Origin of the sequence: Amycolatopsis sp. NPDC049159 (genome assembly GCF_040648295.1) — a bacterium.
GTDB classification, from domain to species: domain Bacteria; phylum Actinomycetota; class Actinomycetes; order Mycobacteriales; family Pseudonocardiaceae; genus Amycolatopsis; species Amycolatopsis pretoriensis_A.
In genome coordinates, this window is sequence record NZ_JBEZDL010000003.1 from 455,239 (window position 1) to 480,905 (window position 25,667).

The 25,667-nt window shown below is 72.5% G+C and carries 21 protein-coding genes; 12 read left to right on the top strand and 9 right to left on the bottom strand.

Annotated elements, in window-relative coordinates; translation table 11 throughout:
* Positions 1 to 10: 10 nt before the first annotated feature.
* Positions 11 to 1,303, top strand: a complete 1,293-nt coding sequence (locus AB0B33_RS08430) for a PspC domain-containing protein (RefSeq protein WP_360768360.1) — start codon at positions 11 to 13, stop codon at positions 1,301 to 1,303.
* Between the two features lie 7 nt (positions 1,304 to 1,310).
* Positions 1,311 to 1,991: a response regulator transcription factor gene (locus AB0B33_RS08435; protein WP_103353375.1), complete on the top strand. Its 681-nt coding sequence runs from the start codon at positions 1,311 to 1,313 to the stop codon at positions 1,989 to 1,991.
* Here the strand turns inward: AB0B33_RS08435 and AB0B33_RS08440 are convergent.
* A complete protein-coding gene (locus AB0B33_RS08440; protein ID WP_247014950.1) occupies positions 1,988 to 2,890 on the bottom strand; it encodes a DMT family transporter in 903 nt (300 codons plus the stop codon). The two genes, AB0B33_RS08435 and AB0B33_RS08440, sit on opposite strands and share 4 nt — an antisense overlap.
* A 102-nt stretch (positions 2,891 to 2,992) precedes the next feature.
* Between AB0B33_RS08440 and AB0B33_RS08445 the strand changes: the two genes are divergently transcribed.
* The gene (locus AB0B33_RS08445; protein ID WP_360768364.1) at positions 2,993 to 3,895 is read left to right on the top strand and encodes a LysR family transcriptional regulator; all 903 of its coding nucleotides are present in this window, start codon (positions 2,993 to 2,995) and stop codon (positions 3,893 to 3,895) included.
* On the opposite strand, the gene AB0B33_RS08450 is transcribed toward AB0B33_RS08445, so the two are convergent.
* The 7 genes from AB0B33_RS08450 to AB0B33_RS08480 all read right to left on the bottom strand — a co-directional run bounded on the left by AB0B33_RS08450 (position 3,892) and on the right by AB0B33_RS08480 (position 10,878).
* Positions 3,892 to 5,001, bottom strand: a complete 1,110-nt coding sequence (locus AB0B33_RS08450; RefSeq protein ID WP_360768368.1) for a serine/threonine-protein kinase — start codon at positions 4,999 to 5,001, stop codon at positions 3,892 to 3,894. The genes AB0B33_RS08445 and AB0B33_RS08450 overlap by 4 nt on opposite strands.
* A 13-nt stretch (positions 5,002 to 5,014) precedes the next feature.
* A complete protein-coding gene (locus AB0B33_RS08455) occupies positions 5,015 to 6,631 on the bottom strand; it encodes a protein kinase (RefSeq protein WP_360768371.1) in 1,617 nt (538 codons plus the stop codon).
* A gap of 215 nt (positions 6,632 to 6,846) precedes the next feature.
* Positions 6,847 to 7,704, bottom strand: coding sequence for a hypothetical protein (locus AB0B33_RS08460; protein WP_360768374.1), 858 nt, complete (start codon positions 7,702 to 7,704; stop codon positions 6,847 to 6,849).
* A gap of 259 nt (positions 7,705 to 7,963) precedes the next feature.
* Positions 7,964 to 9,277: a hypothetical protein gene (locus AB0B33_RS08465; RefSeq protein ID WP_360768377.1), complete on the bottom strand. Its 1,314-nt coding sequence runs from the start codon at positions 9,275 to 9,277 to the stop codon at positions 7,964 to 7,966.
* Between the two features lie 334 nt (positions 9,278 to 9,611).
* Positions 9,612 to 9,929 (bottom strand): hypothetical protein, encoded by a 318-nt coding sequence (locus tag AB0B33_RS08470; RefSeq protein WP_360768379.1) that lies wholly within the window; start codon positions 9,927 to 9,929, stop codon positions 9,612 to 9,614.
* A gap of 64 nt (positions 9,930 to 9,993) precedes the next feature.
* A complete protein-coding gene (locus AB0B33_RS08475) occupies positions 9,994 to 10,290 on the bottom strand; it encodes a chorismate mutase (protein WP_247014936.1) in 297 nt (98 codons plus the stop codon).
* A gap of 162 nt (positions 10,291 to 10,452) precedes the next feature.
* Complete coding sequence (locus AB0B33_RS08480) at positions 10,453 to 10,878, bottom strand: DUF1707 domain-containing protein (RefSeq protein ID WP_247014934.1); 426 nt, start codon at positions 10,876 to 10,878, stop codon at positions 10,453 to 10,455.
* Between the two features lie 321 nt (positions 10,879 to 11,199).
* Between AB0B33_RS08480 and pcrA the strand changes: the two genes are divergently transcribed.
* Positions 11,200 to 13,614, top strand: a complete 2,415-nt coding sequence (gene pcrA / locus AB0B33_RS08485; RefSeq protein WP_247014932.1) for a DNA helicase PcrA — start codon at positions 11,200 to 11,202, stop codon at positions 13,612 to 13,614.
* 702 nt (positions 13,615 to 14,316) lie between these two features.
* Here pcrA and AB0B33_RS08490 read toward each other — a convergent pair.
* The gene (locus AB0B33_RS08490; RefSeq protein WP_247014930.1) at positions 14,317 to 14,997 is read right to left on the bottom strand and encodes a M23 family metallopeptidase; all 681 of its coding nucleotides are present in this window, start codon (positions 14,995 to 14,997) and stop codon (positions 14,317 to 14,319) included.
* Positions 14,998 to 16,542: 1,545 nt separating this feature from the next.
* Here AB0B33_RS08490 and AB0B33_RS08495 point away from each other — a divergent pair.
* The 8 genes from AB0B33_RS08495 to purH all read left to right on the top strand — a co-directional run bounded on the left by AB0B33_RS08495 (position 16,543) and on the right by purH (position 25,665).
* Positions 16,543 to 18,348, top strand: coding sequence for a hypothetical protein (locus AB0B33_RS08495; RefSeq protein WP_360768384.1), 1,806 nt, complete (start codon positions 16,543 to 16,545; stop codon positions 18,346 to 18,348).
* Entirely contained in the window at positions 18,338 to 18,655 is a 318-nt protein-coding gene (locus AB0B33_RS08500; protein ID WP_360768387.1) for a hypothetical protein, read from the top strand. Before AB0B33_RS08495 ends, AB0B33_RS08500 begins: the two co-directional genes overlap by 11 nt.
* Before the next feature lie 119 nt (positions 18,656 to 18,774).
* Complete coding sequence (gene sucC / locus AB0B33_RS08505; RefSeq protein WP_247014922.1) at positions 18,775 to 19,944, top strand: ADP-forming succinate--CoA ligase subunit beta; 1,170 nt, start codon at positions 18,775 to 18,777, stop codon at positions 19,942 to 19,944.
* Position 19,945: 1 nt separating this feature from the next.
* Entirely contained in the window at positions 19,946 to 20,836 is an 891-nt protein-coding gene (gene sucD, locus AB0B33_RS08510; protein ID WP_360768390.1) for a succinate--CoA ligase subunit alpha, read from the top strand.
* 207 nt (positions 20,837 to 21,043) lie between these two features.
* Positions 21,044 to 21,832, top strand: a complete 789-nt coding sequence (locus tag AB0B33_RS08515) for a DUF5336 domain-containing protein (protein WP_360768393.1) — start codon at positions 21,044 to 21,046, stop codon at positions 21,830 to 21,832.
* A 145-nt stretch (positions 21,833 to 21,977) separates the two neighbouring features.
* Positions 21,978 to 23,411 (top strand): DUF6350 family protein, encoded by a 1,434-nt coding sequence (locus AB0B33_RS08520; RefSeq protein WP_360768396.1) that lies wholly within the window; start codon positions 21,978 to 21,980, stop codon positions 23,409 to 23,411.
* Between the two features lie 78 nt (positions 23,412 to 23,489).
* Positions 23,490 to 24,107, top strand: coding sequence for a phosphoribosylglycinamide formyltransferase (purN, locus tag AB0B33_RS08525; RefSeq protein ID WP_360768643.1), 618 nt, complete (start codon positions 23,490 to 23,492; stop codon positions 24,105 to 24,107).
* Positions 24,097 to 25,665 carry a bifunctional phosphoribosylaminoimidazolecarboxamide formyltransferase/IMP cyclohydrolase gene (gene purH / locus AB0B33_RS08530; RefSeq protein WP_360768398.1) on the top strand — a complete coding sequence of 523 codons (1,569 nt, stop codon included), beginning with the start codon at positions 24,097 to 24,099 and terminating at the stop codon, positions 25,663 to 25,665. Before purN ends, purH begins: the two co-directional genes overlap by 11 nt.
* Positions 25,666 to 25,667: the final 2 nt, after the last annotated feature.

Sequence of the window (25,667 nt, forward strand, 5' to 3'; positions counted from 1 at the left end):
GCGTGTGACCATGGAGCACGTGCAGGACTCCCTCGACCTCGTGACCACCGAGCAGGCGGTCGTCGTCTCGGACAAGCCCAAGATGTTCCGGCGGCGGTCCGGGCGGGCGATCGCCGGGGTCGCCGGTGGGCTCGCCGATCACCTCGGGGTGCCGGTGCTCTGGGTGCGGACGGCGTTCGCGCTGCTCGCCGCGCTCAACGGGGCCGGGTTGCTCGCCTACGGGCTGCTCTGGGTGTTCGTGCAGCAGCAGGCCCAGGAAGCCGCGGAAGCACCGGCGCCCAAGGAACGGCAGCAGGCGTTCGGCCTGATCGCGCTGGGGGTCGGCCTCGCCGTCGCCAGCGGGACGCTCACCGGGTTCATCAGCGGCTGGGTCGCCGTGCCGCTCGCCGTCGCCATGATCGGTCTCGCGGTCGTCTGGCGGGAGGCCGACGAGTCGCAGCGCCGCCGCTGGCGGGTCGGGGCGAAGGACGGCTTCGCGGGTGCTTTCCTCGGCGGGGGCGGCTGGTCGGCCGCCATCCGGATCGTCGCCGGCGTCGCGCTCGTGATCACCGGCATCACCGTCGTGGTGCTGCGCAGCGGAACGCTCGACCAGGTCCAGTTCGCGCTGATCGCCGTCCTCGCGACGTTGATCGGCGTCGCCGTGCTGACCGTGCCGTTTTGGCTGCGGCTGGTCCGCGACCTCTCCGACGAGCGCAAGGCCCGCATCCGCACCGACGAGCGCGCCGAGATCGCCGCCCACCTGCACGACTCCGTGCTGCAGACCCTCGCCCTCATCCAGAAGCAGAGCGAGCAGCCCCGCGAGGTCGCCCGGCTGGCCCGCAGCCAGGAACGCGAGCTGCGCGGCTGGCTCTACGGCCCCAACGGCTACGGCAAGCCGGTCGAGAACGCGGAGGAAGCGACCGGCCAGCTGTCCGAAGCGCTCGCCACGGCGTGCGGCGAGGTCGAGGACACCTTCGCCATCTCCGTCGGCCAGGTCGTCGTCGGCGACGCCGAACTCGACGACGCGCTGGTCGCGCTCGTCCAGGCCGCCCGCGAGGCCATCGTCAACGCCGCCAAGCACGCCGGGGTCGACGAGGTCAGCGTCTACGCCGAGGTCGAGCCGACCGCGGTCACGGTGTTCGTCCGCGACCGCGGCAAGGGCTTCGACCCCGACCTCGTCCCGGACGACCGCCACGGCCTCGCCGACTCCATCCGCGGCCGGATGACGCGGCACGGCGGCACCTGCAAGGTCCGGACCGCGCCGGGCGAGGGCACCGAGGTGCAGCTCGCCATGCCGGTGAAAGCGGGCAAGGGAGCGGCGTGAGGCGGCTATGCTCGACGACGTGACGGACAGCCAGCGTGAACCGGTCAAGGTGTTCCTCGTCGACGACCACGCCCTGTTCCGCGCGGGGGTGCGCACCGAGCTCGACTCGATCACCGACGAAGTCCGCGTCGTCGGTGAGGCCGGGTCGGTCGCGGAGGCGGTCGCCGGCATCGCGCGGACGAAGCCGCAGGTCGTGCTGCTCGACGTCCACATGCCCGACGGCGGCGGCGCCGAAGTGCTGCGCCGCGTCCGCCCGGAGCTGCCGGACGTCGTCTTCCTGGCGCTTTCGGTCTCGGACGCCGCCGAGGACGTCATCGCGGTCATCCGCGCCGGCGCCCGCGGCTACGTGACGAAGACGATCTCGTCGAAGGAACTGGTCCGCGCGGTGGTCCGCGTCTCCGACGGCGACGCGGTGTTCTCCCCGCGCCTGGCCGGCTTCGTCCTGGACGCGTTCGCCGACCGCCCGGGTTCGGCCCCGATCAACGACCCCGAGCTCGACCTGCTGACCCCCCGCGAGCGCGACGTCCTGCGCCTGCTGGCCCGCGGCTACGCGTACAAGGAAATCGCGTCGGAGCTGTTCATCTCGGTGAAGACGGTCGAGACGCACGTGTCGAGCGTGCTGCGGAAGACCCAGCTTTCGAACCGCTACGAGCTCTCCCGCTGGGCCTCCGACCGCCGCCTCGTCTAGACCCGTTCCAGCACCGGCTCCACCGGCGCCCGCTTCGGGAGCCGCGTCAACGCGACGCCGCCGAGCACGACCACCATGCCCGCGATCACCCGCAGGTGCAGCTGCTCGCCCAGGAACAGCGCGCCGAGCAGCACCGAAACGATCGGCAGCAGGTAACCCACCACCGAAGCCGCGACCGCGCCCTCGCTCGCCAGCAGCTGGTAGTTGAGCGCGAACGCGAAGCCCGTCGACCCGATCCCCAGCACCAGGATGGCGAGCAGCGGCCCGGTCGACACGTGCACCGGCGTGAACCCGCCCGCCGGCAGCGCGAGCACCAGCATCCCGCTGGCCAGCAGCATCTGGCCCGCCGAAGTCGCGTACGGCGACAGCGACGAGTCCGACAGGTACTTGCCCTCGTAGACGAACGCGAAGCCGTAGCTGGCCGCCGCCGCGAGGCACGCCAGCGCGCCCCAGCTCAGCAGGCCCGACGCCTGCCACGGCGCGAAGATCAGCAGGATCCCGCCCAGCCCGATCAGCAGCCCCGCCAGCCGCGCGCCGCTCATCCGCGACGACGTCCCCATCAGCGGCGCCGCCAGCAGCACCCACAGCGGCGTCGTCGAGTTCAGCACGCCGGTGATCCCCGAATCGACCGTCGTCTCGCCGATGGCGAACAGCAGGAACGGCAGCGCGTTGTGGAAAAAGGCCGCGACGGCCAGGTGCCCCCACATCCGGCGGTCGCGCGGCAGCTTCGCCCGCTGCAGCCGGCACAGCACCAGCAGCATCGCCGCACCCAGCACGAGCCGCGCCAGCACCAGCTGGACCGGCGAGAACATCCCCAGCCCCAGCTTGATCCAGAAGAAGCTCGAGCCCCACATCAACGCCAGCGCGCCGATCCGCAGCAGGGTCTTCGTCTCGCCCACCCGGTCCTCCTTCATGATCCGACGTCAGCTTCACGCCAACCAGACGTAAGGACAAGCGAAATTAACTGCAGGAACACTTAAGCTCAGCTGTACGATCGGGCCATGCTCGACGTCCGCCGCATGCAGGTCCTCCGCGCCGTGATCACCAGCGGGTCGATCACCGCCGCGGCCCGCAACCTGGGCTACACGCCGTCCGCGATCAGCCAGCAGCTGTCCGCGCTGGAACGCGAAGCCGGCACCGAACTCCTCGAACGCGTCGGCCGCGGTGTCCGGCCGACGCCGGCGGGCGCGCTGCTGTCCGAGCACGCCGAGACGCTGAGCACCGAGCTCGCCCGGGCCGAGGCGGCGCTGGCCGAGCTCAAGGAGGGCCGCACCGGCCGCGTCTCGATCCGCTACTTCGCCACGGCGGGCGCGTCCCTGGTACCGCCCGCGATCGCCGCGGTCCGCCGCGAACACCCCGGCGTGCACCTCGACCTCAAGCTCGTCGAACCCGACGACCCGATGACGGACGTCGAGGCGGGCAAGGCCGACGTCGCGATCACCGTCTTCCCGCGCAAGACCCCGCCGGGCAAGGGGGTCGAGCTGATGCACCTGCTCGACGACCCGTACCGCGCCGTGCTGCCGAAGGCGCACCCGCTGGCCCGCAAGCGCGTGCTGGACCTGACGGAGTTCGCCGAAGAGCCGTGGGTCGGCGTCGACGGCCTGCCCGGCATCTGCCGCGACATCCTGGACAGCGCCTGCGCGTCCGCCGGGTTCGCGCCGAACGTCGTCGTCGAGTCCGAGGACTACCAGACGGCGCAGGGGTTCGTCGCCGCCGGCATCGGCGTCGGCCTGATCCCGGAGCTCGGTCTCGGCGCGCAGCACCCCGGCGTCGTCGTCCGCCGGATCCGCAACCCGGAGCCGGTCCGCGCGATCCACGCCGCCGTCGCGTCGCGCGCGGCGGGCCACCCGGCCGTCCGCACGCTGCTCGACGCCATGCGCGCGGCGACCGCCAAGGCGGCCTAGACGAAGAACAGCTCCGAAACGAGGATGCCGACCAGCACGGCCGCGAGGATCGCGGCCACGGTGACCAGCGTCTTCTTCGACACCGGCAGGTTCCACGCCTCGGCGGGCCGGGCCGGCGCGGCCGGTGCCGGCGCGTACTGCGCCGTCGGCGGCGGAACCGGCTGCATCCGCTGGGTTTCCTCCGCCGCGGAGAAGCCGGGGGGCGGCGGGGAGACCGGGATCTGCTGCTGGAACTGCGGGCCCGACGGCGGCATCGGCGGCGCCGCGGGCACCAGCCCCGGGTTGAACGGCGGGGCCGGCGGGGGTGGGGGCGGCGGCATCCCGGGCGCGGTCGGCGGGATGAACGCCGTCTCGCGGCCTTCGGTGATCGCCTTCAGCGAGCGGACGGTGTCCGCCATCGTCGGGCGCGTCTTCGGGTCCGGGCGCAGCATCTTGCGCAGCGCCTCGGTGAGCACGCCCGCGTTCTGCGGCGGGCGCTCGGACGACTGGCCGTCGTCGCCGAACGGCGGCACGCCCTCCACCGCGGTGTAGAGCGTCGCGCCGAGCGAGAAGACGTCCGCGGCCGGCGTCGGCGGCAGCCCGCGCACTACCTCCGGCGCCACGTACGCCGCGTGGGGCCCGCCGCCGCTGATGCCGATGTCGGTGAGCTTCACGCCGCCGTCGTCGGCCAGCAGGACCGTGCCCGGCTCGAGCGTGCGGTGCACGAACCCGGCGGTGTGGATCGCGGCCAGCGCGTTCCCGAGCTGGATGCCCAGCGCCGCCGCCTGGTCCGAGGTGAGCCTGCCGTGCTCGGCGAGGAACGTCGCCATGCTGCGCGAGGGGATGTACTCCATCACGAGCCAGACGTCCTGGCCCTCCGGCAGCACGTCGAACACCTTGATCGCGCTCGGGTGCTCGATCCGGGCCGCGTCCTTTCCCTCCTGCATGGCGGCCGCGCGCGCCTGCTCGGCGCGGTCACCGCCGCCGACGGGCAGGTACATCCGCTTCATCGCGACGGTGCGGAACAGCCGCGTGTCGAACGCCAGCCACACGATGCCCGCGCGGCCGCGGCCGATCGGCTGGTCCAGCCGGAACCGGCCGCCGACGATGGTGCCTTCAGAACTCAACTCGGATCCTCGGTCATCCGCCGGCTGGAGGTGTGGTTGTAACCGGCGTGGTCGTCGGGACTTCGCTGGTCGTCGGTTGCTCCGAAGTCGTGGGCTTCGGCGTCGTCGACTTCGGCGTCGTCGGCCTCTCCGTCTCGGTGGCCCGCGACGTCGTCTTCTTCGACGACGACGTCGCTTCCTCCGTGCTCGACGGCAGGTCGACCGTGCTGGTCGGCAGGTCCGTCGTCGACGGCAGCGACTCCGACGTCGCGGCGGGCTTCGGCTTGCTGCTCGACACCGGCGCGGCCGGGGCCTCCGGGTTGTTCGGGCTCAGCAGCCAGACGACGAGGGCGACCAGGCCCACGACCACGACGCCGCCGATGATCGCCGGGCGCTTCCACGCGCCGGGCTTCTCGTCGTCGTCTTCGGGCCGCTGCTGCGGGCGGGGCCGCGGCGGGGGCGGCGGGGCCGGCTCGTCGTCGTAATCGTCGTAGTCGTCCGCGTACGCGTCCTGGCCGTGCGGCGGCACCGGGACCGCGCGGGTCGCGGCCAGCCCGGGCGGCACGCCACCGTGGCGGTTGTCCTCGGGGTAGGGGTCGTACCCGTCGTAGTCGTCTTCCGGGTAGCCGGTGCCCTCCGGGTAGTCGTCCTCGTCGTAGTACGGGACGGCCTGCGTCGGCGCCTGCCCGTCGAGCAGGCTGCCCGAGTGCCCGGCGGGGATCTCGTCGAACATCTGGGTCGCGTTCGGGTCGGCGAGCGCGGCCCCGCCGAGGACGCCGGCGGCCGGCGCGAGCATGGTCTCCTCCGCCGGGCCGCCGAGCGGCGTCTCGCCGCGCGCGACGGCCGCGAGCAGCTCCTCGCACTCCTCGGCGGTCGGCCGGTGCTCGACGTCCGGGTGCAGCAGCACGGCCAGCACGCTGGCCAGCGGCCCGGACTGGCGCGGCGGGTTGATCTGCCCGGCCGCGACCGCGTGCAGCAGGCTCAGCGTGTTCTCGGACAGCCCGAACGGCGGCTGGCCCTCGCACGCGGCGTACAGCGTCGATCCGAGCGAGAAGACGTCGGACTCCGGGCCGGGGTCGCCGCCGATGGCGACCTCGGGGGCCAGGTAGGCGGGCGTGCCGGCGATCATCCCGGTCTTGGTGACCGTGACGTCGTCCTTGGCGCGGGAGATGCCGAAGTCGGTGATCTTCACCGTGCCGTTGCCGGCGAGCAGGATGTTGCCCGGCTTGATGTCGCGGTGGACGATGCCGACCGCGTGCGCCTCGCGCAGCGCCGCGGCGACCTGGGCGCCGATGCGCGCCACCTCGGTCGGCGGCAGCGTGCGGCGTTCCTGCAGCACGGCGGCCAGGCTGGTGGAGTTGAGGTACTCCATGATCAGGCAGGGCTGGCCGTTGTCGTCGGTGACGACGTCGAAGACGGAGATGGCGTTCGGGTGGTGCAGCCGCGCCGCGATCCGGCCCTCGCGCATGGTGCGCTGGCGGGCGTCTTCCTTGTCGTGCTCGTCCAGGTGCGGCTGGAGCAGGAGCTGCTTGATCGCCACGGTGCGGCCCAGGACCTCGTCGTGCGCCTGCCAGACGGCCCCCATCGCGCCCGTGCCGATCCGGCCGACGATGCGGTATCGATCGGCGACCAGACGACCCTCGTCGCTCACGCGACCTCCCTTTGGGCTCCGACTTCACCAGGGCGTGAGGATAGGTGCCTGGTGACGCGGCCGCGAACACGCCGCGTCGCTGGAGCGTATGCACATGTCGTGGGCTCTGTGCCGGCTTTTCCGAGACCGGCCCGTGACAAGGCTAGGCGCTCACTCTGCGCACACGAATCCGGCACGGGCACTTGAACCAGGGGTGAAGGGATGATCGCCGAGGGCTACATGTACTGGGCCGAAACGAGCTCGGCCTCGGTGATCAGCCCGCCGGTGTCGGCGACCCGGAACAGCTGGGTGACGCGCACCAGCGCGCCGTCCGGCCGGTGCAGCGTGGCGACCGCGAGGATCGAGCCGTCCGGCTTGATCTGCGTGTCGGCTTCCTGCACGTCGATGGCGTCCATCGAGCTCCAGGTGCGGACGAGCTCGCCCGCCGCGCCGCCCGCCAGGTCCGGGCTCAGCAGGGCGAGCGCGCCCCTCGAGTCCCGCGCGATGGCGGCGTAGAAGTCCTTGACCGCCTGGATCTTCCGGCTCGCGCTGCGCGCGTCGGCCGCCTTGTCCGGAACCGGCTCGGCGGTGCTCGGCGTCGTTTCCTGCCGCGCGTCCTCGGTCGTCTTGGTGGCCGTCGTGCCGCCGTCGGCGGGCGAACCCTCCGTCGACTGCCCGGGCCGCGCCGGGGTGCCGCCACCGGCCTGGTGCTGCGGCACGGCGAGACCGCCGAGCTCCGCGGCGCCGCTGAAGCCGGCGGGGGTGGACTGGCCGCCGGCGGACACCGCGCGGTGCGAACCGGTCAGCATCGGCGCGGCGATCACCGCGCCGGCGACGAGCGCGCCCGCGGCGACGAGGCCGGTCAGCTTGGCGCGGCGGGCGAACCGGCTTTCGGGCTCACCGTCGTCCACGGCCTGCTCCGGTTCGCGCACCGGCTCGGGCCGCGGCGGCAGGAACTTCTGCGGGTCGCGGAAGACCTGCTCGAGATAGTCGCGGTCGGCGTCGCCGACGCCGTCGAGAATCTCGGCCGGGATGACGTCCTCGACGCGGACGGCGTGGGGTGTTTCCCGCCGTGTGCGCTGCCGATCAAGCACGAAAGTCCTCGCTCTGGGTTCCGGGGACGGTCGCTCGGCCGTTCAGCCGAGCGTCCGTTGGTCCGGTCGGCCGACTCGTGGCCGGTTCCGGATCCGCTGTCGTCAGGTAACCCTGTGCGGACGGCGACCACCAGGCTCTGTCGCCGGAATGCCGTCGCGATACGACGAGCGGCAGCTTATGTCACCCACCCGGACCAGGCATAACCGTTCGGCGATCCGCACGTGCATCAGAACGGGCGAACCGCACGTGCACATACGGTTACTGGCCGTCAGCCGCGATCTTGTCGCCGTCGCCGAACGTCAAGGTGCGCTCCTCGATCGTCTTGGTCCCGTCTGTGTGGGTGACCTCGACGGTGTTGACGGTGACGCCGCGTTGCTGGTCGATGCTGACCTTCTTGACCTCGAAGTAGGCGATGCCGGCGTACCGCTCCGCGAGCGCGTGCGGCCCCTGGTCGTGCAGGTCGCCGGTGGTCACCGACGACGCCGACGCGGGGTCGGTGGTGACCGTGTTGAAGAACTTCTCCGAGTTGTCGCCCATCGTCTGGGCGTCCGGCGGGAAGGAGTACCACCACGGCGGCTTGACCGGGTTCTCGCGCTGGGCGGGCGTGACCGGCGGCTTCTGCGGCGCGCTGGTCGGCTTGGTCGTGCCGGCCGTCGTCCCCGAGGGGCCGGCGGAGGTGGTGCTGCCCGGCGCGGAGGCCGAGTCGTCGACCGGCCCCGGGCCGCTGCCGCCACTGGTCTTCTTCTCGCCGGCGTTGTCGTTGTCCGGCCGGGGCGAGCTCTCCGGCCCGGGCGCGGAACCGCCCTCGGAAGGCGGCTGGTCCCCGCCCGTCGGGTCGACGACCGTCGGCACGCCCTGGTAACCGGGCCACGACCCTTGGACGGCCTGGTCCACCGGGGGTTTCCCGACGAGGAAGGACCCGGCGCACAGCAGCCCGACGACGACGGCGCCGGACGCGCCGGTGGCGAACCAGGCGGCCTTGCGCCACGTCTTCGGCGGCGTCACGGACGCGGGCACCGAGCCGATGGTGAAGCCGCCGAGCCCGTCGATCGGGGGCGCGCTGTAGATGCGGACGTCGTCTTCGTCCAGGTCGACGCCGCGCGGCGGCGGCGCGGCCAGCGAGACACGGGTGCGGCGCGCGGCCTGGTCGGCGCGGGACTCGGCCGGTGGGGGCTCGAAGTCGTCGTGGTCGTCGGGGACGGTGTCCACCGGGAGGCTGCCGTGCGCGGCGGGGAACAGCGGGCCGCCGTCCCGCGGCTGGGGCAGCGGGAGCGAGCCCGAGAGCGAGCCGCCCCCCGGCTGCGGGAGCAGCGGGAGCGGGCCGGACGGCTGCGTGGCGGACAGGGTGCCCGGTCCGCCTTGCCGCCGAAAGGGACGTGAGCCGGGGTCCGGCGCCGCCGCGCGGTACAGGGGGAGTGAGCCGGACACCGGCGGGTCGACCGGGGTCGCGCGGTGGCGCACCGGGCGGTGCGGCGGCAGCGGCGGCGTCCAGTCTTCCGCGCCGCCGGGCCGGTGCCGTCCGGGGTGCGCGGGAGCGGCGCCGCGTCCGTGGAACTCCGTGCCGTTGCTCATGTGGGCTCGACCACCCGGCCGACGAGTCCTGACGCCATCCGGCGGCGGGACGACCCGAACGGAGCACCCTCACGAGCGGAATCGCGTTCGGAATCCTGCGCAGATGCACGCGCATGCGACAGCGGACGCGCGGGGCCGGTGCCCCCGCGCGTCTTCCGGGCATCGCCCGACCCAGACGCAAGGGTCCTCACGACGCCAACCCTAAAAGCATCCGGCGGCGAAAGTCGCCCCCAAACCTGCAAGTTGCAGAGGTTTCACTCGGTCGGGCGCGACCGATCGGGCGAAGGTGACGCTATGGAGTTTCACGCTGCGCCATCAGGCCGGTTCAGGGGATTCAGCCGCCGGTGCGGTAACGGTTCCGGGTGGATTGCAGGGCCTTCGTGGCCACCGCACCGCTACCCGCGGCGATGAGGATCGCCACGATGTCGAGCGTCGTTCCCCCGGCCGTGAGCAACCAGGCGAAGAGCGAAGCCGCGGTGGTGCCGCCGGCGACGGCCCACCGGCTGCGGACGTACTGCCCGACCGGGGCCCCGCTGGCACCGCGCTTGCCCGCCGCGCTGTTCAGCAGCGCCAGATAACCCACATGGCCCAGTGCGGCCAGCACGCCGGCGAGCGCGACGATGACGGCGATGAGGTTCACGAGCGAGTCCATGTGCCCAGTCTGCCTGTGCCCGGGCCACCGGTGCCTCCGGGAAGTCCCCGAATTCGGCCAACCGTTACCGGCCGAGCCTGCCCCGGCCCAGGTTCAGCAGCGCCATGGCGAGCTGGCGGCCGTCCGGCCCGAGTTCGCGGTAGCGCGCGAGCACGTCCATCTCGCGGTTGTAGACGATGCGCGTGCCGCCGGCGGCCATCCGCGCGGCCCCGATCGTCTTGGACACCTCGACCCGGCGTTTCACCAGCCGCAGGATCTCCTTGTCCAGCCAGTCGATCTCCTCGCGCAGCGCGGAAATGTCGTCGCCCGCGGGGGTGTGCTCGGCGGGCTGGCCGTCGGCGTTCGTCGCTTGTGCGTTCATCGGGACCTCTTCCTCGAATCCCGGACCCGGCCCCAGGGACGGCGACAGCCCCGGGTCCGTGGACTCCGGGGCTGGCGGTGATGGCGGTAGTGGCACTACGCGATCACGGGAGCCGGAGTCCGGGTCCCGTAAAAAAATCGCTCAGCGTGGTGCCGCATGCGCTCAGTATGGCACAGGGGCACCGGCGCGCTCCCGGAACGACCGCGCGCCCGCGTGCACCACGAGGCTGACGGTGAGCCAGAACATCGGGAAGGCCGGCCAGAAGAAGCCGGCGCCGAGCACCGCCCACCGGACGATCGCCACCACCGAGAGCGCGACCACGACGGCGAGGTGGAAGCGCAGCGCCGGGTGCCGCCGCAACGCGTCCCGGGTGAGCGGGAACCCCGGTCGCGGCGGGGCGGGCCGCGGCAGGTCGGTGGTGAGCGCGGTCAGTTCGTCGGTGAACCGCGCGGCGTAGACGCCGGAGAGGCGCTCTTCGACCTCTTCGAGGGTGAGCCGGCCTTCGGAACCGGCGGACTGGACGGTCTTGGCGACGCGCTCGCGATCGGCGTCGGCGGCCCGGATGCGGGCGGGGTTCGGTGCGTTCATGTCCACCGATGCTCCGCGCGGCGCGGCGTCGGCGCGTCGGGCGGCAGGCGACACTCCCCGCTACGCCCGGCGCGGTACCCGGGTCCGGACCGCGCCACCGGACGGGCGCCCGGCTCGGCTGCGCCCCGCCAGCCCGCGTCCCGACCGCCTCGGTTCTCCGGCCACCTTTCGCCCCGCGCCCGCAACCGAGCGGCGCACGCCGCTTCGCGCGCGGACACGCGTCCGCCCGCACACGCGCCCCCGCGCGAACCCCGACACCGCGGCCCCGCGCCGGGCACGCTCTGCCGTCCTCCTGCCCGCCCGGGGTAGCGTGGACGGACGATGGACACCCTCTTCGATCTCCCCGCCGCGACCCCTGCGCGCAAGCCCGCCGCCGGCGGGCAGGCCGAGCTGCTCGACGACCTCAACCCCGCCCAGCGCGAAGCCGTCACCCACGCCGGTGGCCCGCTGCTGGTGGTGGCGGGCGCGGGATCGGGCAAGACCAGGGTGCTGACCCGCCGGATCGCCTACCTGCTCGGGCAACGCCGCGTGCACCCGGGCGAAATCATGGCGATCACGTTCACCAACAAGGCCGCCGCCGAAATGCGCGAGCGCGTCGCCGCGCTCGTCGGGCGCCGCGCGAACGCCATGTGGGTGTCGACGTTCCACTCGATGTGCGTGCGGATCCTGCGCCGTGAAGCCAAAACGCTCGACATGTCGTCGAGCTTCTCGATCTACGACTCCGACGACACCAAGCGGCTGATCACCTTGGTGGCGCGGGACCTCGACATCGACCCGAAGCGGTACGCCGCGCGCACGCTCGCCATCCACATCTCGAACCTGAAGAACGAGCTCACCGACCCGGAGACGGCGGCGGCGAACGCGGGCAACGACCTCGAGCGCCGCGTCGCCGAGGTCTACGCCGAGTACCAGCGGCGGCTCAACCAGGCCAACGCCTTTGACTTCGACGACCTCATCATGCGCACGGTTTCGCTGCTGCAGGCGTTCCCGGCCGTCGCCGAGTACTACCGGCGCCGGTTCCGCCACGTGCTGGTCGACGAGTACCAGGACACGAACCACGCGCAGTACACGCTGGTCCGCGAGCTGGCCGGGACCGTGCCGAACGACGCGGGCGTCGAGCCGGCCGAGCTGGTCGTGGTCGGTGACGCGGACCAGTCGATCTACGCCTTCCGCGGCGCGACGATCCGCAACATCGAAGAGTTCGAGCGGGACTTCCCGAACGCGCACACCATCCTGCTGGAGCAGAACTACCGCTCCACGCAGACGATCCTGTCCGCGGCCAACGCCGTCATCGAGCGCAACCCGAACCGCCGGGCGAAGCGGCTGTGGACGGATTCGGGCGACGGCGAGAAGATCGTCGGCTACGTCTCGGACAACGACCACGACGAAGCCGCGTTCGTGGCGGGCGAAATCGACGCGCTGGCGGAACGGGGCGAGGCCGACTACTCCGACGTCGCCGTCTTCTACCGCACCAACAACCAGTCCCGCGTCTTCGAAGAGATCTTCATCCGGCTCGGCCTGCCGTACAAGGTCGTCGGCGGCGTGCGGTTCTACGAGCGGCGCGAAGTCCGCGACATGATCGCGTACCTGCGCGTGCTGGCGAACCCGGAGGACACGGTCAGCCTGCGGCGCGTGCTGAACGTGCCCAAGCGCGGCATCGGCGACCGCGCCGAAGCCGTCGTGGCGACGCACGCCGAGCGTGAGCGGATCTCGTTCGCGGCCGCGTTGCGCGACGCCGTCGAAGGCAAGGTGCCGCTGCTGAACCCGCGCTCGGTCAAGGCGATCACCGGGTTCGTCGGGCTGCTCGACGAACTGGGGCTGCTGGTCGAGCAGGGCGCCGAGGTGCACGACGTCCTCGAAGCCGTGCTGGAGAAGACCGGCTACCGCATCGAACTCGAGGAATCGGAAGACCCGCAGGACCACACGCGCGTGGAGAACCTCGACGAGCTCGTCACGGTCGCGCGCGAGTTCACCGAGATCACCGCCGAGGTCGTCGCGGACGAGAACGCCGAGCTCGTCGTCGAGCCCGGGGTGCCGGCGCCGGGTTCGCTGCCCGCGTTCCTGGAGCGTGTTTCCCTGGTGGCGGACGCCGATTCGGTGCCTTCGCCGGACGGCGGCGAGGAAGGCGACGGCGGTGCGGGCGTGGTCACGCTGATGACCGTGCACACCGCGAAGGGCCTGGAGTACCCGGTCGTGTTCTGCACCGGTTGGGAGGACGGCGTTTTCCCGCACATGCGGGCGCTGGGCGACCCGACGGAGCTGGCCGAAGAACGGCGGCTCGCGTACGTCGCGATCACGCGGGCGAGGAAGCGGCTGTACGTCTCGCGCGCGATCACGCGCTCGGCGTGGGGCCAGCCGTCGATGAACCCGGCTTCGCGGTTCCTCGACGAGCTGCCGGCGGACCTCGTGGACTGGCGGCGCCTGGAACCGTCCAGCCCCGGTTTCGGCTTCGGCGGCGGCTCGCGCGGCACCCCGCGCGCGGCGACGACGTGGGGCGGCAGGCGGACTTCGTCCCCGTCGGCTTCGTCGGGCACACCGTCGTTCGGCAAGGGCTGGAAGGACACGGTGGCGCTGAAGCTGGACGTCGGCGACCGGGTCAGCCACGACAAGTACGGCCTGGGCACGGTCATCTCCTGCGACGGTGTCGGCCCCCGCGCGACGGCGACGATCGACTTCGGCGCGGCGGGCAAGGTCCGCCTGATGCTGATCGGCAGCGTCCCGATGGTGAAGCTCTAGCGCAACCCGGACGAGTGAATCCGGCGGCGATCCCCGCGATCGCCGCCGGAATCGTCGTACCCACCCGGTACAACTGACCCCGTAATCGAACAAAGGTTCGATGGAGGGGGTAGTGTGGTGTGGACGCGGTGCTGTTTCACCTGTTGGCCGAAGGGGTACAAAAATACCTGCGAGGAGTCCTGCGGACGACGGTTTCGGATCGGGGTTCGGAGCCTTCGGGGGCCTCAGGAAGCGCCTCGCGTGCGGGAGCGGAGGCGTGCCGGCTGGCCGCCGCCTGGCGAGCGCTGCTCAGGCAGCACGAGCTCGGCGCGGACGGGCACTGCGTCACCTGCGGCCGGGGACGCCGCTGGACGACCAGGGCCCGGAGTGCCGCGCGTGTCCGCTCCGCGGGGGGCGCACGGGGCGTCGTGCCCTGGGGCTGGCTGCCCGTGCGACGGCCGGCCGAGCTGTGCTCGGTGTGGCAGGTCGCGGTGGCGTATTTCCTTCGCCGGCTGCCGGGCGGGTACCGCTAATGCGTTGCGGGCGCTGAGAAGCCGGTGGCGGGCTTTTCGGGGCCCCGCTGTGGTTCCGGACGTTCCGGTGGGTTCCGGCGGCGCTGAGGCCGGTTCCGCGTCCGATGAGGTCCGGACCACTGCGCGTACGGCTTTCCCGAGGGACGGCCGGGGTGCGGCCGCCTCGAAGGGTGGCCGGGGTGGGAACGGATCAGAGAACGATGCCGCGCGCGGCCAGCCACGGCCGGGGGTCGATCTTCTTGGTGCCGTTCTGCCACACCTCGAAGTGCAGGTGCGGGCCGGTGCTCTGCCCGCGGTTGCCGATCTCGGCGATCTGCTGGCCGCACTTGACCTTCTGCCCCTCCTTGACGGAGAAGCTGTTCATGTGGCCGTAGACCTGGATCGTGCCGTCGTCGAGCTGGACGCGGACCCAGAGGCCGAAGCCGCTGGCCGGGCCGGCCTCGATCACGGTGCCGTCGGAGGCGGCGTAGATCGGGGTGCCGATGGCGTTGGCGATGTCGATGCCGAGGTGGCTCGTGCCCCACCGGGCACCGAAGCCCGAGGTGAAGGTGCCGTGCGCGGGCAGGCAGGTCTTGGGGCGAGCGGCTTCTTCGGCGGCCTTGCGGGCGGCGTCGGCTTCGCGCTGCTCACGGGCCTGCGTGATGGAGGCGGAGTCCGCGATCTTGGCGGCCTCGGCGGAAGCGTCGACGGCGTGGCCGGTCGGCAGGAGTTCCGGGGCGCCCCCGGTGCCCGCACCTCCCGCGGTGAGCGAAGCGCTGGCGTCCTGGCTGTTGGCCAGCGGCGTCACGGCCGCGTCGGAGTCGGTGACGGTCTTGAGGGTCTGCCCCGCCGCTGCGGCAGCGAACGCTCCGGCAGCAACAGCGGCGACCACGACACGGCCGCGAAGGGCCGAGGAGGGCGGGGCGATGCGGTGCGCACCCCGGACACGAACGACCGCACCTTCCAGTGCGTCCTTCAGTGCCGGGGAAGGAGCTTGGCCGCCGGGGGAGCGGTGTGAAGCCAAGACAGGGCCTTCCATCGTCGGGGAGCCGGGTCGAGGACTGCGGGCGGGGGAACCCGGTGAGCCAACCTCGGGGGTGGTTTGCTCGGTGTCCTACTTCGTGACCTGACTGTAATGGGGACCCCGGGACAGTAACGAAGGGGCACCGCTATCGGCAAGATCTGCCCCATCCGGCGGCCGATCGGGTGGCAGCCGGGCGACGCTCACCTGTGACAATTACCCAAAGTTAGAGGGGGTTTACTGCTTTGGTTGTGACTTGCCTTACAGCTCTTGCGGGCGGTTTAAGCCAACCAAGCTCCGGGGACGCCCCTGAGGGTCGGAATAAGGGTTTGCCAGGGGATGTTTAAACATCTTCGACTCCATCGGGTCGGTCGAGGAGCCTTTCCGGCCTGCTCGCAGGCGCGTTGAGCCGCGGGCGGATGTGACCGTTCATCGACGCAGGAGAACCGCTCGCCGACTGATTGAGCAAGATCGCGGTTGACTGCCGGATTTGTCCCCTTGCGCACCCGTGATCGGCCCCCCAGAGGCACGCGCGGTGCGCCCGAGGTCCGCGATGCAGCTCTCGCGGGCCGAAGGCTTCTCGTGCACCTCGCTTGATCATCGACTCGCGCCCGAACCGGTCCGGTACGCGCCTCACCTCGCCGGTCCGCGCAGAACCCGACTCAAGCCGAGCGTCGGTGACTTCACCCGGACCCGTTCGCCGACTCGTGGCCCGCTGGCCCTTCCCTCTCGTTGCGGGCTTCGCCAGCCAGCCCACGCGCCTCTCGCCCGACCTCGCCAGACCCTGTGCCCACCTCTCCCGGAGCTTCCCGCACCCGCCTCGCTCTCTCGCCCTTGCCGGTCCGGCGCTTTCGATCACCCGTGCCCTTCGGCCTTGCCGATCCGGCGTCCTCGGCGGTCCGCGCCCTCTGGCCTCGCCGGCCTGGCGTCCTCTGCGGTCCGCGCCCTCTGGCCTCGCCGGCCTGGCGTCCTCGGTGGTCCGCGCTCGCCGGCCCGGCGCCCCCGGATTGCCCGCGCCCTCCGGCCTCGCTGGCCTGGCGGTCTCGGTGATGCGCGCTCTTCGGCCTCGCTGGCCTGGCGGTCTCGGTGATGCGCGCCCTTCCGCCTCGCCGATCCGGCGCCCGCTCTCCGGCTCCGCCGGCCCCGCCCCAGGTCGCCCGCGCTCTCCGGCTCCGCCCCCCAAGTCGCCCGTGCCCTGCGGCTTCGCCGATCCGGCGCCCCCCGGGTTACCCGCGCTCTCCGGCCCGCCGCCCCCCCGCCGGTCGCCCACGCCGTTCGCCGCTTCCCGTGTCCGCCCCTCCCTCCCCTCCTCCGCCTGCCCCCACCGCACCCCCGGTCACTCCACCCGGGCCCGTTCGCCGACTCGTGGCCCGCTGGTCCCTCCCGCTCCGCCCAACCTTGCTAGCGTCGCCAGCAATGCCCCCACGCTCAGAACCCCCAGGCCGGAGCACCCCCGGCGCCCCGGCCACCCCGCCGGCTCCCGCGGCCCGTCCCACCAGCGAGCGGACCCCACCGCAGACCTGGGTCGAAGACGACCGCCCCCAGACCCTCGCCCTCGGGCTCGCCGCCGGCGGTGCCGTCGCGCTCGCCGCCGGTGCCGTCGCGCACGTCTCACCGGACGCCGCTCCCGGGTTCACCAGCTGGCCCTGGCTCGCCGTTCTCGCGCTGGCTCCCGTCGCCGCCGCCATCTGGGCCGCCGGAAAGCGGCCCGCGCTGGCCGGGGGCCTGATCCTCGGCCTCGCCGCCCTCGCGCCCGGACGGCTGGTCCTCGACCTCCAGTTCGCCGTCAACGGGCCGCTCGCCGTCCGGCCGGAGCTCTACCTCGCCGACCGGTTCGTCGGGGGCTCGGCCGTCGGTGCCGGGTTCTGGCTGCTCGTCGCCGGGCACCTGCTCACCGTGGCCGCGGGCGTCGCGGCCTGGCGGGCGAGCCGGTCCGCCGAAGAACCCGAACGGCGGCGGTGGCGGCTGCTCGTGCCGCTGCTCGCCGTCACCGCTTCGGTCGGGTTGCTGACCGCTCCCGTCTCCGCCACCAACGGCTTCCTCCTCGCGCGCTCGTCCTTCGAAGGACCCTGGCCCGCCCTCGGCGGCTACCTCCTGCTCGCCGCCGCGCTTCCGCTGGCCGCCGCGCTCGCGCTCGCCGCGCCCGCCGAACGGACCGCTCGCGGGGCTTTGCTCGGGCTGGCCGCCGGTGCTTTCGGCGTCGCCGTGCCGCCCGTGCTCGCCGGGCTCCTGCGGGCCGACCTCGGCGTCACCTGGGGGCCCGTCCTCGTCCTCCTCACGACGGCTGTCATCGGGGGGCTCGCCTTCACCCGGCTCACCGAACGGCCCGCGATCGACGAAGCCGACCTGAAGATCCCCGGCCTCTTCTGGTGGCGGCTCGTCACCGGGCTGCTCGGCCTCGTCACCGCGGTCGCCGCGCTGATCGGCAGCTTCGCGCCGCAGGTCGCCGTCACCGCGCTGAACCCCGGGGCCACCGCGCCGGTCAGCGCCGCCGCCGAAAGTCCGGCTCGCTGGTTCCTGCTCGTCGCCGCCGTCGTGCTGGCCGTGACCGCACTCGGCGTCCTCGTCCCGAAAACCGCGCCGGGCGCGCGGCCGCTGCTCGGGCTCCTCTGGGCCGGGATCGTCCTCGCGGGCACCGCCGTCCTCAACACCGCGCTCACCGCCACCCAGGCCGGCAACCTCGGTGGCTTCGGGGGCACCGCCGCCCCCGCCTTCAGCTACGACCTCGGGGCCGGCGCCGCCTGGACGTTCGCCGCGCTCGTGCTCGCCGTGCTGACCGCCCTCGCCGCCGTCGGGACCGGGGTCGTCGAACGCGAGGACGCCGGGAGCGCCGCCGAGGCGGACAAGAACGTGCTCACGCCCGTCGTCGCCGGGGCCGTGCTGGCCGTCGCCGGCTTCGGGCTGCCCGTCTTCACCGTGCCCGGCTACGTCGCGCCCGGGCTGTGGTCGGACTTCGACACCCCGTCGTGGGGGCTGCTGACCGCCGCCGTGGCCGTCGTCGGTGCCGCCGCGCTCGCGCTGCGCTCCCGGCCGAAGCCCGCGGCGGCGCTGCTGGCCGGCGCCGCCGTGCTCACCGGCCTGCACGCCGCGGAGCTGCCGCTCGTCGGCGGGACGCTCGGCGGCGCGAGCCCGGCGACCGGGTTCTGGCTCGCCCTCGCCGCCGCCGTCGCGCTGCTGATCGCGGCCGGGCTGGCCGCCGCCGGCGGACGCCGTGGCGCGTGAGCGCCGCCGGGTGCTGCTCGTCGAGTTCGCCCGGCCCGACCCGGCCGCCGTCGCGCTGGGCCGCCTCCTGCGCGACGAAGGCGTCGAGGTCGTCCACGCCGGACCGCTGGCCACCGAAGAGCAGATCCTGCGCACCGCCGAGCAGGAGGACCCGGACGCGGTGGGCGTCCTCGGCGACCCGCCCTCGGCGGAACTCGAGGCCGCGCTGAGCGACTTCGCCGTCTTCACGACCCCCGAAGAAGCCGTGGAATGGCTGCCCGGTGGGCGGTCTCACACCTCGGGAACACCGTCTGACCGCGCACGGTGACCGACTTCACCAGGTGCGGAGTCCCCGCCGTTCACGCAGGTCGCTAACCTCGACTGGTCCGACAGCGCGGTCCGGTAACGCGGACCACCACAGTGGCGTGTCGTCAGGAGACTGGAGTAGTGGACCTCTACGAGTACCAGGCGAGGGATCTCTTCGCCGCCCACGGAGTACCGGTTCTGCCGGGCTCGGTGGCAAGCACCCCCGAAGAAGCCAAGACCGCCGCGGAGCAGATCGGTAACCAGGTCGTCGTCAAGGCGCAGGTGAAGGTCGGCGGCCGTGGCAAGGCGGGCGGCGTCAAGCTGGCCCAGACGCCGGACGAGGCGAAGGAGAAGGCGGAAGCCATCCTCGGCCTCGACATCAAGGGCCACATCACGCGCCGCGTGCTCGTGGCGGAAGCTTCGGACATCGCGTCCGAGTACTACTTCTCCTTCCTGCTGGACCGCGCGAACCGCACGTTCCTGGCGATGGCGTCCTCCGAGGGCGGCATGGAGATCGAGCAGCTCGCCGTCGAGCGCCCCGAAGCGCTCGCGAAGATCCCGGTCGACTCGATCGCCGGTGTCGACAAGGCGAAGGCGCTCGAGATCCTGAAGGCCGGCAACTTCCCGGCCGACATCATCGACGAGGCCGCCGACGTCGTCGTGAAGCTCTGGGAGACCTTCGTCTCCGAGGACGCCACCCTCGTCGAGGTCAACCCGCTGGTCCGCGACCCGCAGGACAAGATCATCGCCCTCGACGGCAAGGTCACCCTCGACGAGAACGCGGACTTCCGCCAGCCGGGCCACGAAGCCCTGGTGGACAAGGAAGCCGAGAACCCGCTCGAGGCGAAGGCCAAGGCCAAGAACCTCAACTACGTCAAGCTCGACGGCCAGGTCGGCATCATCGGCAACGGCGCGGGCCTCGTCATGTCCACTTTGGACGTGGTGGCGTACGCGGGCGAGAAGCACGGCGGCGTGAAGCCGGCGAACTTCCTCGACATCGGCGGCGGCGCGTCGGCCGAGGTCATGGCGGCCGGGCTGGACGTCATCCTCAACGACACCGACGTGAAGAGTGTCTTCGTCAACGTCTTCGGCGGCATCACCGCCTGCGACGCGGTGGCGAACGGCATCGTCGAGGCCCTGAAGATCCTGGGCGACGAGGCCAGCAAGCCGCTGGTCGTCCGCCTGGACGGCAACAACGTCGTGGAGGGTCGCCAGATCCTGGCGGACGCGAACCACCCGCTCGTCACCGTGGTGGACACAATGGACAACGCGGCCGACAAGGCTGCCGAGCTCGCCGCGGCAGGTGCGTGAGATGTCGATCTTCATCAACGAGAACAGCAAGGTCATCGTGCAGGGGCTCACCGGCTCCGAGGGTATGAAGCACGCGACCAAGATGCTGAAGTCCGGCACGAACATCGTGGGTGGCGTCAACGCCCGCAAGGCCGGCCAGACCGTCACCATCGAGGGCAAGGACCTCAAGGTCTTCGGCACCGTCGAAGAGGCGATCAAGGAGACCGGCGCGGACGTGTCGGTCATCTTCGTGCCGCCGAAGTTCGCGAAGGACGCGGTCATCGAGGCGATCGACGCCGAGATCCCGCTGGCCGTCGTCATCACCGAGGGCATCCCGGTGCACGACTCGGCCTACTTCTGGGCGCACGCCGTCGCGAAGGGCGGCACGACCCGGATCATCGGGCCGAACTGCCCCGGCGTGATCAGCCCGGGCAAGTCGAACGCCGGCATCATCCCGGCCGACATCTCCGGCCCGGGCCAGATCGGCCTCGTGTCGAAGTCCGGCACGCTGACCTACCAGATGATGTACGAGCTGCGGGACATCGGCTTCTCCACCGCGGTCGGCATCGGCGGTGACCCCATCATCGGCACCACGCACATCGACGCCCTCGAGGCGTTCGAGGCGGACCCCGAGACCAAGGTCATCGTGATGATCGGCGAGATCGGTGGCGACGCCGAAGAGCGCGCCGCGGCCTACATCAAGGAGAACGTGACGAAGCCGGTCGTCGGTTACGTCGCGGGCTTCACCGCGCCCGAGGGCAAGACCATGGGTCACGCCGGCGCCATCGTGTCGGGTTCCTCCGGCACGGCCGCCGCGAAGAAGGAGGCCCTCGAGGCCGCCGGCGTCAAGGTCGGCAAGACCCCGAGCGAGACCGCCGTCCTCGCACGTGAGCTGTACAACAGCCTCGGCTGACGACAGCGGGTAACCGCAGGTGGAGCCGGGCACTCACAAGGTGCCCGGCTCTCCTCCGTTCGAGCACGAAACCTCCTGAGGTATTCACGCGTCTGGTGGGCTGAGGGCTTGCGAGTGCGCTAGCGTTCTGCGCACACAAGCCGCCTCGTCTTCCCCCGGGTGCCCGCGTGCCCCGGAGTGCCGGTCGAACCGACAGGAGTGCATCCGATGACCTTCCCCAGCGGCGGGCCTGGCTACCCCCAGCAGGGTGGCGGCCAACAGCCCCCCGGTCCCCCGTCCAGTGGCTTCCCGGCGCAGCAGTCCCACGCGCACCCGGCGCCGTCGGGCCCCGGCGGCCTGCCGCAGAACCTGCCGCTGCTGCTCGCCCTGGTCGTCACCGGCCTCAGCCTCGTGCAGTACTTCCTCGGGTTCGTCGACACCGGCGAAGTCGGCCTCGGCGGGGTCTTCCTGCTCGGTGGCGGTCTGCTCGCCGCGCTCCAGGTGCTGCCGAAGGGGCCGCGGACGCTGCCGTTCGCGGCGCTGTTCAGCGTGCTCGGCATGCTCGACGTCCTGGACACGCTGATCAGCCTGCAGACGACGCCCGGCGTCGTCATCGTCATCCTGATCCTGGCGTTCCTGCAGGCGGCCGCCGCGGTCGGCGCGCTGCTCATCGAGCACGGCGTGATCAAGCCGCCGTCGCCGAAGCCCGCCGCGCCGTCTTACGGCGGTCAGCAGCAGTTCAACCAGCCCGGCCAGCAGCAGCAGTACGGCCAGCCGGGTCAGCCGGGGCAGCAGTTCGGCCAGCCGGGCCACGGCCCGGGCCCGGTCGCCCAGGCCGGAGAGCCGTCGGCGCCGTTCTCGCAGCCGGGCCAGTACGGCTCGCCGAACCCGCCGTCGACCACGCCGCCGCCGGGGCAGCAGGCCACGACGTACGCCCCGCAGCAGGGCTCGTTCTTCCAGCAGCCGCCGTCGGACAACCCGGGCACCCCGCCCGGTGGCTTCGGCAAGTCGAACTGACGCGGTAGTCCGAAACACCCGCTGTGACGCAGAGTGTCACAGCGGGTGTTTTGCGCTCCGGGGGTGACTCGACCGGGTGGGTTGGCTTTCCCACGTCGGACGGCGGCGGCGTGGCTCACCCGGACGGACCAGCCCGGGTGTCAGGGTGCGGATCATGGACCTGCTCACCGATGCCCGCGAAGAGCCGGTGAGCGACCTCGAACCCGGCGTCGGACTCTCCGGGGCGGCGCGGGTGCGGGTGTTGCTCGCCGCCGCCCTCGGCCCGCTGGTCACCGGCTACGCCGCCGTCGCGGCCGTGCTGACCCTGGTCGCGCTCACCGCCGACCGCGCCGTCTTCTCCGGCACCGGCGTGCTGCTGGCCGCCGGCCCCGGCTGGCTCGCCGCGCACCAGGTCCGCCTCGGCCTCGGCGGCCACCCGCTCGGCGTGCTCCCGCTGCTGCCGACGCTCGGCGTGACCCTGCTGGCTGCGCGGACGGCGGCCGGCGCCGCCCAGCGCCTCGGCTGCCGGTCGGCCCGCGAAGCGCTCCCCGTGCTGCTCACGATCACCGGCGCGCACGCGGTGTTCGGGCTGGTCGTCGCGCTCGTCGCGCAGGGCTCGCCGGTGACGGCGAACCCGCTGGTCGCCTTCGCCGTGCCCGGGCTGCTCGCCGCCGCGGCCGCGTTCGTCGGCGTCACCCGGTCCTGCGGGCTGCCGGACGTCGTCGCGGAGCGCCTCGACCCCCTCGCCCTGCGCGGGCTCCGCGCCGGCGCGCTCGGCTTCGCGGTGCTGGTGGCCTGCGGTGCCGTCGTGTTCACGGTCGCGACCGCGGTGTCCTGGGCGACCGTGTCCGACATCTACGAGCCCGCCTTCGGCACCAGCTTCGGGCTCTTCCTGCTCTCGGTGCTCTACCTCCCGAACGCTGTCGCCGCTTCGCTGTCCTTCGTCACCGGGCCCGGGTTTTCGATCGGCGACCTCAACGTCGGGATGTTCGGCTACCGCGGCGGCGCCGTGCCCGGCGTCCCCCTGCTCGGCGGCCTGCCCGACCACCACGCCGCCTGGTGGCCGGCCCTGCTGGTGCTGCCCGCGGCGACCGGCGCGCTGGTCGGCTGGTCGCTGCGCAAGGTCGACGCCGACCCGGCGCAGCGCATCCGCGCGGTCGCGGTGGCCGGTGCGGTCGTCGCGCTCGGCTGCGTCCTGCTCGGCACGCTGTCCGGCGGACGGCTCGGCGACGGCCCGTTCGACCCGGTGAGCGTGCCGGTGGGTGTCGCGTCCGTCGTCGCGTTCTGCTGGATCGTCATCCCGGGTTCGTTCGTCGCGTTCTTCACCGGCGAGCACGAGCCGCCCGCGCCGCCGCCGGAAGCGCTCGAAGACAACGAAGCCTTCGAAGACGCCGACGACGTCGACACCGAGGCGGCCGCCGAAGCCGTCGAGGAACTGGAAGCGTCCGAAGAGGACGATGAAGAAGCCGCCGAGGACGCGGAGTTCGAGGCCGAAGCCGACGCCGAGCTCGGCCTCGAAGACGAGCCGGCCGAGGACGAAGCTGTGACCGGAGGCACCGAGACCTGCGGCGACGTCGAGCCGGACGAGACCGACCGTTAGGGTTGACGCGACCTGGTGAAGCGCCGTGCGCACCGGCTGCGCACCGCCCGCGGCAAGGAGCCCGCTCTGTCTCAACGGTTGGAGCTGCCCACTCCGGTGAAGCTCGTCGTGCTCGCGTCGGGCTCCGGAACCCTCCTGCAGGCGGTGCTGGACGCCACCGGGCGGTCCGGCTTCCCGGCCAAGGTCGTCGCCGTCGGCGCCGACCGCACCGGCATCGAAGCCCTCACCCGCGCCGAGCGCGTGAGCGTCCCGTCGTTCACCGTCCGCGTCGCCGACCACCCCGACCGGGCCGCCTGGGACAAGGCGCTGACCGAGGCCGTCGCGGCGTACCAGCCCGACCTCGTCGTCTCGGCCGGGTTCATGAAGATCCTCGGGAGTGAGTTCCTCGGCCGGTTCACCGTGGTCAACACGCACCCGGCGCTGCTCCCGTCGTTCCCGGGGATGCACGCGGTCCGCGACGCGCTGGAGGCCGGCGTCAAGGTCACCGGCTCGACCGTGCACTTCGCGGACGCCGGGGTCGACACCGGGCCGATCATCGCCCAGGAAGCCGTCGTCGTGGAGCACGACGACACCGAAGACGTCCTGCACGAACGGATCAAGGCCGTCGAACGCAGGCTGCTGGTGGAAACGATCGAGCGACTCGGCCGCGGTGGCTGCACCGTGGACGGACGAAAGGTGACATTTCGTGAGCACTGACCTGGGACGGCGCCCGGTCCGCCGGGCGCTGATCGGCGTCTCGGACAAGGCGGGCCTGCTGGACCTCGCGACCGGCCTGCACGCGGCCGGCGTCGAGATCGTCTCCACGGGCGGCACGGCGAAGGTCATCGCCGACGCGGGGATCCCGGTCACGCCGGTCGAAGCGGTCACCGGCTTCCCCGAATCGCTGGACGGGCGCGTCAAGACGCTGCACCCGAACGTGCACGCCGGCCTGCTGGCCGACCAGGGCAACCCCGACCACGTCGAGCAGCTGCGCAAGCTGGACATCGCGGCGTTCGACCTGCTGGTGGTCAACCTGTACCCGTTCGCGCAGACCGTCGCGTCCGGCGCGAGCGCCGAGGACTGCGTCGAGAACATCGACATCGGCGGCCCGGCCATGGTCCGCGCGGCGGCGAAGAACCACGGCAGCGTCGCGGTCGTCGTCGACCCGGCCCGCTACGGCTGGGTGCTCGAGCGCGTCGCCGACGGCGGCTTCGACTTCGAGGACCGCAAGCGGCTCGCGGCCCGGGCCTACGCGCACACGGCGGCGTACGACACGGCCGTCGCTTCGTGGTTCGCCAGCGCGTACGCCCCGGACGAGGCCACCGCCGCCGCCGGCTTCCCGGACTTCCTGGGCGCCACCTGGGAACGCGCCGACGTCCTGCGCTACGGCGAGAACCCGCACCAGAAGGCCGCGCTGTACAAGAGCGACCGCCCGGGCCTGGCGCACGCCGAGCAGCTGCACGGCAAGGCCATGTCCTACAACAACTTCGTCGACACCGACGCCGCCCGCCGCGCCGCGTTCGACTTCGCCGAGCCCGCCGTCGCGATCATCAAGCACGCCAACCCGTGCGGCATCGCGGTCGGCGCGGACGTCGCCGAGGCCCACCGCAAGGCGCACGCGTGCGACCCGGTTTCGGCCTACGGCGGCGTCATCGCGACGAACCGGCCGGTCACCCGCGAGGCGGCCGAGCAGATCGAGAAGGTCTTCACCGAGGTCGTCCTGGCCCCGGACTTCGACGCCGAAGCGCTGGAGATCCTGCAGCGCAAGAAGAACATCCGGCTGCTGAAGCTGCCGGCGGCCCCGGCGTCGTCGATCGAATTCCGCCCGATCTCCGGCGGCGTGCTGCTGCAGACCGCCGACGCGATCGACGCGCCGGGTGACAACCCGGCGTCGTGGCAGCTCGCCACCGGCGCCCCGGCCGACGAGCAGACCCTGCGCGACCTCGAGTTCGCGTGGCGCTCGCTGCGCGCGGTCAAGTCGAACGCGATCCTGCTGGCCGCCGACGGCGCCACCGTCGGCGTCGGCATGGGCCAGGTCAACCGCGTCGACTCCTCGCGGCTCGCGGTCTCGCGGGCGGGGGACCGGGCCAAGGGTTCGGTGGGTGCGTCCGACGCGTTCTTCCCGTTCCCGGACGGCCTGGAGGTGCTGGTCGAGGCGGGGGTCCGCGCGATCGTGCAGCCCGGTGGCTCGGTCCGGGACGCCGAGGTCATCGCGGCCGCGGAGAAGGCCGGCGTCACCATGTACCTGACGGGGACGCGCCACTTCGCGCACTGACC

Bases quoted from the DNA above. Each gene is read 5' to 3' on its own strand.
- AB0B33_RS08430 (WP_360768360.1), top strand. From the start codon at position 11: ATGGAGCACGTGCAGGACTCCCTCGACCTCGTGACCACCGAGCAGGCG.
- AB0B33_RS08435 (WP_103353375.1), top strand. From the start codon at position 1,311: ATGCTCGACGACGTGACGGACAGCCAGCGTGAACCGGTCAAGGTGTTC.
- AB0B33_RS08445 (WP_360768364.1), top strand. From the start codon at position 2,993: ATGCTCGACGTCCGCCGCATGCAGGTCCTCCGCGCCGTGATCACCAGC.
- AB0B33_RS08465 (WP_360768377.1), bottom strand. From the start codon at position 9,277: ATGAGCAACGGCACGGAGTTCCACGGACGCGGCGCCGCTCCCGCGCAC.
- AB0B33_RS08470 (WP_360768379.1), bottom strand. From the start codon at position 9,929: ATGGACTCGCTCGTGAACCTCATCGCCGTCATCGTCGCGCTCGCCGGC.
- AB0B33_RS08475 (WP_247014936.1), bottom strand. From the start codon at position 10,290: ATGAACGCACAAGCGACGAACGCCGACGGCCAGCCCGCCGAGCACACC.
- AB0B33_RS08480 (WP_247014934.1), bottom strand. From the start codon at position 10,878: ATGAACGCACCGAACCCCGCCCGCATCCGGGCCGCCGACGCCGATCGC.
- pcrA (WP_247014932.1), top strand. From the start codon at position 11,200: ATGGACACCCTCTTCGATCTCCCCGCCGCGACCCCTGCGCGCAAGCCC.
- AB0B33_RS08495 (WP_360768384.1), top strand. From the start codon at position 16,543: ATGCCCCCACGCTCAGAACCCCCAGGCCGGAGCACCCCCGGCGCCCCG.
- sucD (WP_360768390.1), top strand. From the start codon at position 19,946: ATGTCGATCTTCATCAACGAGAACAGCAAGGTCATCGTGCAGGGGCTC.
- AB0B33_RS08515 (WP_360768393.1), top strand. From the start codon at position 21,044: ATGACCTTCCCCAGCGGCGGGCCTGGCTACCCCCAGCAGGGTGGCGGC.